General features: G+C 42.9%; 6 protein-coding genes. 3 read left to right on the forward strand and 3 right to left on the reverse strand.

Features of this window, described 5'->3' with window-relative positions; translation table 11 throughout:
• Positions 1 to 11 precede the first annotated feature (11 nt).
• From AC1DU2_RS28685 to AC1DU2_RS28695, 3 genes are all read right to left on the reverse strand, one after another.
• Positions 12 to 1235 (reverse strand): Pycsar system effector family protein, encoded by a 1224-nt coding sequence (locus tag AC1DU2_RS28685; RefSeq protein ID WP_477388821.1) that lies wholly within the window; start codon positions 1233 to 1235, stop codon positions 12 to 14.
• 248 nt (positions 1236 to 1483) lie between these two features.
• A complete protein-coding gene (locus AC1DU2_RS28690; protein WP_477388823.1) occupies positions 1484 to 4069 on the reverse strand; it encodes a DUF3857 domain-containing protein in 2586 nt (861 codons plus the stop codon).
• A 117-nt stretch (positions 4070 to 4186) separates the two neighbouring features.
• Positions 4187 to 5341: a putative sensor domain DACNV-containing protein gene (locus tag AC1DU2_RS28695; protein WP_477388825.1), complete on the reverse strand. Its 1155-nt coding sequence runs from the start codon at positions 5339 to 5341 to the stop codon at positions 4187 to 4189.
• Between the two features lie 209 nt (positions 5342 to 5550).
• Here AC1DU2_RS28695 and AC1DU2_RS28700 point away from each other — a divergent pair, with 209 nt between their 5' ends.
• The 3 genes from AC1DU2_RS28700 to AC1DU2_RS28710 form a co-directional block, all read left to right on the forward strand.
• Positions 5551 to 6723, forward strand: a complete 1173-nt coding sequence (locus AC1DU2_RS28700; RefSeq protein ID WP_477388827.1) for an MFS transporter — start codon at positions 5551 to 5553, stop codon at positions 6721 to 6723.
• Between the two features lie 152 nt (positions 6724 to 6875).
• Positions 6876 to 7685: a glucose 1-dehydrogenase gene (locus tag AC1DU2_RS28705; RefSeq protein ID WP_477388829.1), complete on the forward strand. Its 810-nt coding sequence runs from the start codon at positions 6876 to 6878 to the stop codon at positions 7683 to 7685.
• Positions 7686 to 7912: 227 nt separating this feature from the next.
• A partial coding sequence (locus AC1DU2_RS28710; protein ID WP_477388831.1) for a hypothetical protein occupies positions 7913 to 8144 on the forward strand: 232 nt, incomplete at its 3' end.

Genomic DNA, 8144 nt, shown 5'->3' on the forward strand with positions numbered 1-8144 from the left:
TACTTACCGCTTTAGATCAGTGTTGAAATAATGAACGCAACAACGGAAATGATAAGGCCGAACATGAATACATTGTATGATGCCCGCAACAACCGGTATTTTTTTCCCAGCACAACACCTTGCGAATAATTATCGCGGATGAGGCTGCCGTACAGGAAGTCGCTGTCGTCCATCATTTTAACCATTCCCTCGCTGTATTTCTCGAGGGACATGCGGTAAAAATTACCAAAAAATAAAAGGTTAACGGTTTTATTCTCGATATCCTCACGTGTAAATACCCCATTAGGTATCGATGGCCGAGTTGCGAGTATCGAAAAAGTAATGGTGAGCAAACTTACCCCAAGCAGCATAAAGGTTGGCACCAGCAGGTTGGAATGTTCATCAATTTTGCGCAGCACCAAACTAATAATGGCCGATAAAATGATGGAGTTCACCGTGATCATGATATGGGCCTTATTATCGGCCATATCGCTCAATCGCTGGTGATTGCTTGAGCTAATGCGAAACATGGTCTCGATACCGCGTTCAGGTTTATCCGTTTTATGCTTTTTACCATGCTTTTCGGTATCAGCTTTATCTTCTTCTGTGTCAGCCACAACACCTTCTTCGGCCAGGGCTATTACAGGCGTTTTGTCCTTTACCAGCGCCTGTTTGCCTATCAGCTTATCCAGGTTTTTTTGCTGCTGATCGCCAAGCAGCAGGCGGCAATAATCGGTAAAATACTGGTGCGATTGCAATAGTTCGATACTCTTTTGACGCCACTCGTCTTTATCGAGTACAATGTTTTTTACCTTTTCAATTTCTTTACGCACCAGTTTACTGCGTTCGTTAAAATCATCAGTTCCTAAATGAAAAAGATCGGCATCGCATATAATTTCCTGTAACAAACCAACGGGTTTCTGTGGCATTTCGGTAGCCATAATACAGCCCTTTACTTTTTCAATTACCGTATCGGCTACTTTTAGCTGTTTAAGCTCGTGCCCGGCTATGCTGATGCTCTTTGCTTCGTGTTCGGMTTTGTCGGTAAAATACCCTGTATCGTGAAACCACGAGGCAGCTACCACAACAAAAAAATCTTCGTCGCTAAGCTGGTAGTGGTTGGCAATTTTTGTAGCAGCGGCTACAACATCTTTAGTATGCTGAAGGTCGTGATAAATTAAATTGGGGTCCTGGTAGGCATCAAAATAGGATATCACGTATTTTTTTACGTCTTCTAATAACTGTTGAAATTTCATTGGCCTGTGTAATTATTTAATCAAATTTATTCTAAAAATCCCTATTTGCTGTTGATTTAATGTTATAAGCTAATTTATTACTGATAATTAATTGATGAAGGCTAAACTGAATTACAACCTAAACTACTTTGCTAAACCTATGCCATTAATTAAATACTTAATTTTCAAATACTTAATTAAAATTCCCAGCCCTAAAGTTTTGATATATCGCTAAATCACGGTATTACGTTGCTAAGTTGTAATATAATTTAGTCTTTAGCTGCCGGATATTGTGAATCGGGACCTTCGTAGCTATAATTGTATGGCGGATATGGCACAATAAAAGTATCTTCAACCCGGGTAGACCTTTTGAAATACGGGATCCAGATAGCAGAAACAACACATGCCCTTAATAAAAACGACAAAGACTGCGAAACAACTTTATCATTATGCACGGTTAATGATATGATGTAAAAAACAGCGCCAAATCCTAAGGCATATAAAAAATAACCGGTAATAACTTTAGGGAATATATCGCGCTTATTTAATAAAAGTATAAGGGAAAAAACAGCCAGCATCATGAGTATAATATTGCCGCCGGCCCCAACAACCAATAAAAGTTTGTGGTTGAAGCCGTATTTACTGGCGGTATACGAATTCCAGGTAGCCATATCAAAAAAATTGCCGTTGTAAAGATTCCAGGCAACGCTAAGGACTGTTGCCCCAAGGCCAATGGCTATCAATATGAGCCAACCACCAATAGGTATAAAGGTTGAGCCGTAACTAAAAACAATGGCAGGTGTTTCGCGCTGGTAAAACCATACACCTAAAAACATCAGGCCAACTACCAAAAAGCCGGCAAAAATAACCATCGGGTTGTTGATGGTCGATCCCGGTTCGCTGGTTGCTCCGTAACTAAAACTGTAGCTCAGGCCGTCGCTGTTAAGCTTTTTGATATCGCCTTTAAATTCGTCCAGCTTATCTACAGGCACATTGTCCTTTAAATAAGCAAGTTTGTAGTTAAGCTGTAGGGTATCGCCCGATGAGGTATAATCGGACGAAAATTTATAATAATCCCTTGTAATCGCATTGGTTCTGTCGGTAATATCCCAGCCGCCTTTTAATATAACGTTTATAGTGTAGTCATAATCAAGCGGGTAATTTAATGATACGGGCGTTTTTATTCTCCCATTTAAAGATGGCAACTGCTGCGAAATGTAGTTGGCATATAAATCGGCCGACTTTTTATTAGTCTCGGTATCTACCCTGAAAAAATCTTTTATCGTATAGGTTTCCGTGGTGGTAAGTACGTTTTTATCCAGATCGTCGACCACGGTAATCGAGTCTTTTTGTTCAATTTTGGCATACGTTTTTGCATAATAATCCAGGTAGCTTTTCTCCGTTTCGGCCATGCCTGATGAGGCAAGACGGCTACGGATATCATCAGCTTCGTTTAATGTATAAGTAGTTTTTACGGTGAACAGTACTGGTGCACGATCGTTTTTTACCGTATATACATCGTTAAACATTACTTTACCCGGTTTGGATTGAGGTATGGTAGTAAGCGAAGAATTACCTGCTTTTAACACTAACCCTTTACCGTAATTAGGGAAATAAATATCTGTACCGGTGCCGCCCTGGTAGTCAATGGTGGCATCAACCCAAACCTGCTTGCCCTGTACGTTAGCAGTAACCACAGCATGGTCAAATGCATAGTAAGTTGGCAGATAATCTTCGATATGCACCCGAACGCTTGAATTCACCAGCACCATCGACGCATCTATCCCGTCGGCCTTCAGCATCGATACCAGTAACAACGATTTATCTTTACAATCGCCGTAACGTTGTTTAAATACTTTTTCGGGATTATTGGCCTTGTGTGAGTATTGTCCCATTTCGATGCCCATGTACCGCACCTCATTTTGCACGGTTTTAACGGCCTCGCGGAAATATTTTACCTGGTTGTTGCCTGTTTTGGCCTTTATTTCGGCTATGCGCTGCGCCAGTTCGCCTTTGATATTTATGGCTGTCGGATTAATGCCAAGCGCCCAGTTAACTACACCGGCCCAGCCCTCAAATTCGCTGATCTGTACACGGGGCCTGCTTTCGTACCAGGCAGGCTGGTTATCGTCATCACGGGCAGGTGGTACCTGGAAGGCCTCATATTCGTATCGCTTTAAGCCGGTACTTTGAGTAATAGCCACTTTAGGTATGGTATTGATGGCCTTAAAGTTTAATTTCCGTTGTGCCGATGCTATGAGCACGGTATATTGATGCGCTATGGGCTGATACCATTGAAAAGATATATCATCGCAAAAACGGCCGTTAAAAATGGGGTTGCGGCCGGTGAGGGTGTAGGAATATTCAATCCTGTCGCCTTTGCGGATATCATCAAGAATTAACAATGCCGAGTAGCTGCCCTGGTAAATAAAGTTGGATAGATCCTGCTCGTCGGCAATTACCTTAAAGCCAGCTACATTTAAGCGATTAACAGGCTTATTGTTGCGCCAAACGGTTATTTCATGAAAATCAAGACGCTGGAAGCTTGGATCGAAACTAACGTTTATTTGCGATGCATTTTGAATGCCGGTTTCTGATACTATTTCTTTAATCACATGGTGGTAATCGGCCTTCAGCTCAACATGTATCTGCTGTTCTATCAGCGCGAAAAAATATCCTTTTTCTATAGTACGCGCGGACGGCCTTTGGTTGTAAGGTTTGCAAACACTTAGCCAGCCGGGCCTGGGTGTTACATGTACCGCGGGCGTACCTGCCGCCATAACGCACTGGTTATTAACAAACAACAGTAAAACACCAGTAATAAGGCTAAAGTATAGTTTTAAGCAATTTTGCATACCGGCTATGAAAATAAAAAAAAGAAGCCGGATTAATGATTATTTATTAAATATTTAGCTTGCGCCAACTCCAGTACCACAACTACTGTGTATACGCTTTACATTTTGATTAGCAGTTTACAGCAACAAGATATCTATCTGGTGTGCATGCACCATATTTACCACCGGCGACCATGCAAAAACCGTAAACCTGCCATCCTGCGAAGCCACCAATGCTATGGCGTCTTTTTGATCGAACACAAACTGAGCTGCCGATAAATGCCTGGTACCGCCATTTTGAGCCGGATGGATCACCCTGGTGGAGCAGCCAACAACAGGCTCGGTTACTACAATCTCTTCTACACGGGTGCTTTTTGACGAACGGCCTATTTTGGCCCCAAAGGCCAGCAATTCATGTTTATCGTTAATTACAGTAGCGCCATCTATTGATGTTAAACCTCCGATGGTGTCAACAGCGCGGCGCAATTTTTCCTGCCAGGGCGTATGATACTTTTCAATCCCCTGGTGTATCATCAAATCGGTAAGACCCGAAAACGCCGGCGAAACAGGGTAGGAGATAGGCTGGATGATAGACTCCAGCCAGTCATCGCTGCCCGATGGGACCACCAGTAAAATACCGCCACGTTTATGAGCCTGCATAGATGCCGCCAGTTGCACCAGCACATTCACCGGATCGTTCCACGACGATGGTAGGGTAAAATCAAGCATCGAGGTTAGTATGTTGGGGCAGTCAGACAGGGTAGATCCGTTCTCGTCGACCACCTTTATTTCGTCGCCTTTTAAAATGGCAATATTTACAAACTTGCCAAAACCATCAACCCGGCGATGTTTTATTACCAGCAGGCCTGGTTCAATTACTTCTAAAACAAAACAATAGGCAGGTATGGCAAGGGTTGTTCCCCAAACATACAGGTCACCATCTTCTAAACAAACGCCAAGATGTATCCCCGGCTGCTGCACTGCCGAAGCAAATTTGGTAAGTATGTTTGGAGCCAGCTTGATTTTATGGCCAAATAACAAAGGTTGCCCTGCACTTTCGGGTGGTAAAAAAGCAAGCGTGAATTTTGGCGAATAGCCTTCTTCGCGGCGCAAACTGGCCCAGAAAGCTAAATCTATAAGGGTTTCAATGGTTTGAATATCAGGCGTAAGACCAAGCTCGGCAGGGTTATCTGCCGCTAATGAATGAAAATGCTTAAAATGCCGTTCAATTGCCGGAGCAATTTTTCGGGCTGCTTTATAGGTTGGTTCAGAGGTAATTGTCCTTGATTCCATGCTGTTTTTAAGATGATGCCTGCCGGTATGGCCGGTTAAAAAGATTGTCTACCAAAAATAGGTCATAAAAGCCGCCAACACAAACAAATGCCTCAAAATTGCAATTGGCGGATAATTATGACCGCCGGATACCTTGCCATCTATGCAGAAACTTTGAGCCGTATACGTAAACAGCTGGCAGGCAAATAATTTATTTTTACTTTTGGCGAATGGATAACACCAGTGTTGCTAACAGGGCTAAACTACGTACCGGCATCAGTATCTTTTTCTTTATTTCGGGGTTTGGGTACTCATCCTGGGCATCGCGCATCCCCTCACTGCAACAGCAGTTACATTTAAACGAAGCAGAATTAGGTGCGGTTTTATTTGCCCTGCCAATTGGTCTGATGCTTACCATGCCCATCACCTCCAAAATGCTCAGGCATTTCAGTAGCCGCAGCATTATGTTTTTCGGGATAACTGCATTTACCTTGTTGCTTTGTCTGCCTGGTTTTACTGCCTATATGTGGGAGCTTATTCTGGTGTTGTTTTTTATAGGCTCAACGCGTAACGTAATTGCCATAACCGTAAACGCGCAGGCGGTAGGGGTGCAGGCCATGTACGATAAACCTATTATGGTTACTTTTCACGGCATCTGGAGCCTGGCAGGTTTTGCCGGGGCAGCGGTAGGTTATATTATGGTATACTTTAATGTTGCGCCAACCTATCACCTCATTGGTGTAAGTGTTGTGCTGTTTATCCTTACCCTTTGGTTTTATCCCAGTACGCTGGAGCAAGCCCCCTACGGTCAAAGCAGCGCCACCGTTTTTACATTCCCGGATAAAGACCTGCTTAAATTCGCGCTCATTGCCTTTGCGTGCATGGCCTGCGAAAACACGATGTATGACTGGTGCAGTATTTATTTTCAAAAAGCGCTGCACGCTCCAAAAGCTACCTCAACAGCTGCCTTTGTGGTTTATATGTTTTTTATGACCCTTGGGCGTTTTACAGGCGATAGGATAGTAGCTGCCACCAGCATTAAAAAAGTATTGAACTTTAGCGGCATATTTATTTTACTCGGTTTTTTAATGGCCGTGCTTTTACCTTATATATATACTGCTTTTATTGGCTATGCCATGGTTGGTTTAGGTATCTCATGTGTAGTGCCACTGGTATTCAGTATGGCAGGCAGGTCAAAAACATTAAAAAGCGGGCAGGCACTGGCGGCAATATCTACCGTAAGCTATCTTGGCTTTTTAATTATCCCGCCCTTTGTTGGCTTTGTAGCCCAGGCTGCCGGTTTACGCTGGGCATTTGGGATAGTATCGGGCTTCGGCGCACTCATCATCATGATGGTTGCCCGCATTAAGGAAGAAGCGGAAGCAGACGAAGTTTTGGCATAATTCGTTCAGGTGATCGGGAATAAATTTGAAAACCGGCTATACTGTTTAATACCGGTCCAAAAAATCCTGTTAATCCTGCAAAATCCTTAAATCCTGTTAAAACATTATTCCCGCTATTTTATTGGTTATATTGAACCATCAAAACTATCAACATGAACCAAACTCCATCGTTAAAAGACCAGTCGGCCCTGGTAACAGGTGCCGATAGCGGCATAGGTAAAGGCGTTGCCCTGGCGTTGGCCGCCGCCGGTGCCAAAGTAGTAATCAATTACGCGCACAACCAGGCGGCTGCCGACGATGTTGTAGCCCAAATAACCGCCTCTGGGGGCGATGCTTTCGCTGTACAGGCCGATGTAAGCCACGAAGACGAGGTAAAATCTATGTTTGCCCAAATGTTTGCACGTTATGGCACCATTGATATATTGGTTAACAACGCAGGCCTGCAAAAAGATTCCAGATTTGTAGATATGACATTGGCTGATTGGAATACGGTGATCAGTATCAACCTTACCGGTCAGTTTTTATGCTCGCGCGAGGCTTCCAAAGAATTTATACGCAGGGGAGTAGTTGAAGATAGGAGCATGGCCGCCGGTAAAATCATTTGTATGAGCAGTGTACACGAAGTAATTCCCTGGGCTGGTCATGTTAACTATGCCGCCAGTAAAGGTGGTATCAGTATGTTTATGAAGAGTATAGCGCAGGAACTTGCCCCTCATAAAATAAGGGTTGTTGGCATTGGGCCGGGCGCTATTCAAACCCCCATCAACAAATCGGCCTGGGATACACCCGAAGCCCTTGATAAATTATTAACCCTGATACCTTATAACCGGATAGGCAAACCTGGCGATATCGGGCAGCTGGCGGCCTGGCTGGCATCGGACCAGGCCGATTATATAACCGGTACCACCATATTTATGGATGGGGGCATGACTTTATACCCCGGATTTGCCGACAATGGTTAACTCCATGTAAATTAAGCGTAAACATATTGGTTTAGCACCTTGCTAAATCGATATTAACCTATTTTTTAGGTGAAGATATTGTAATATATACACTAAGTAAATTGCGAAAAATTAAATTTTATACGTCAATTTGACTGTTATTATCAAATATTCATAAAAATTAAATTTTATTTGCCAAATTTATAACATTAGCCTATTTTTGTTGTGGATTTAAAATTTAACATAACATGAAAAAGATATTTATTACAACTGCAATAGCCGCTTTATTAAGCGTTAATGTATTCGCTGCCGATGGCGGTAAAAAGGCTGACGGAGGTGCAAACGTATCATACGTAGCATTACATGGTTTTACTGTTGACTTTGCTGAAGCAACAGATGTAAACTGGACAGTAACTAAAAATTGCCAAAAAGCATCGTTTACTGTTGATGGCGTAAGGAAAACTGCTTTTTACAACCTTA

This window comes from Mucilaginibacter sp. P4_C11 (assembly GCF_056402115.1).

Excerpts from the sequence above, each read along its gene's own strand:
- AC1DU2_RS28690 (WP_477388823.1), bottom strand. The coding sequence starts at position 4,069 with ATGCAAAATTGCTTAAAACTATACTTTAGCCTTATTACTGGTGTTTTA.
- AC1DU2_RS28695 (WP_477388825.1), bottom strand. The coding sequence starts at position 5,341 with ATGGAATCAAGGACAATTACCTCTGAACCAACCTATAAAGCAGCCCGA.
- AC1DU2_RS28700 (WP_477388827.1), top strand. The coding sequence starts at position 5,551 with ATGGATAACACCAGTGTTGCTAACAGGGCTAAACTACGTACCGGCATC.
- AC1DU2_RS28705 (WP_477388829.1), top strand. The coding sequence starts at position 6,876 with ATGAACCAAACTCCATCGTTAAAAGACCAGTCGGCCCTGGTAACAGGT.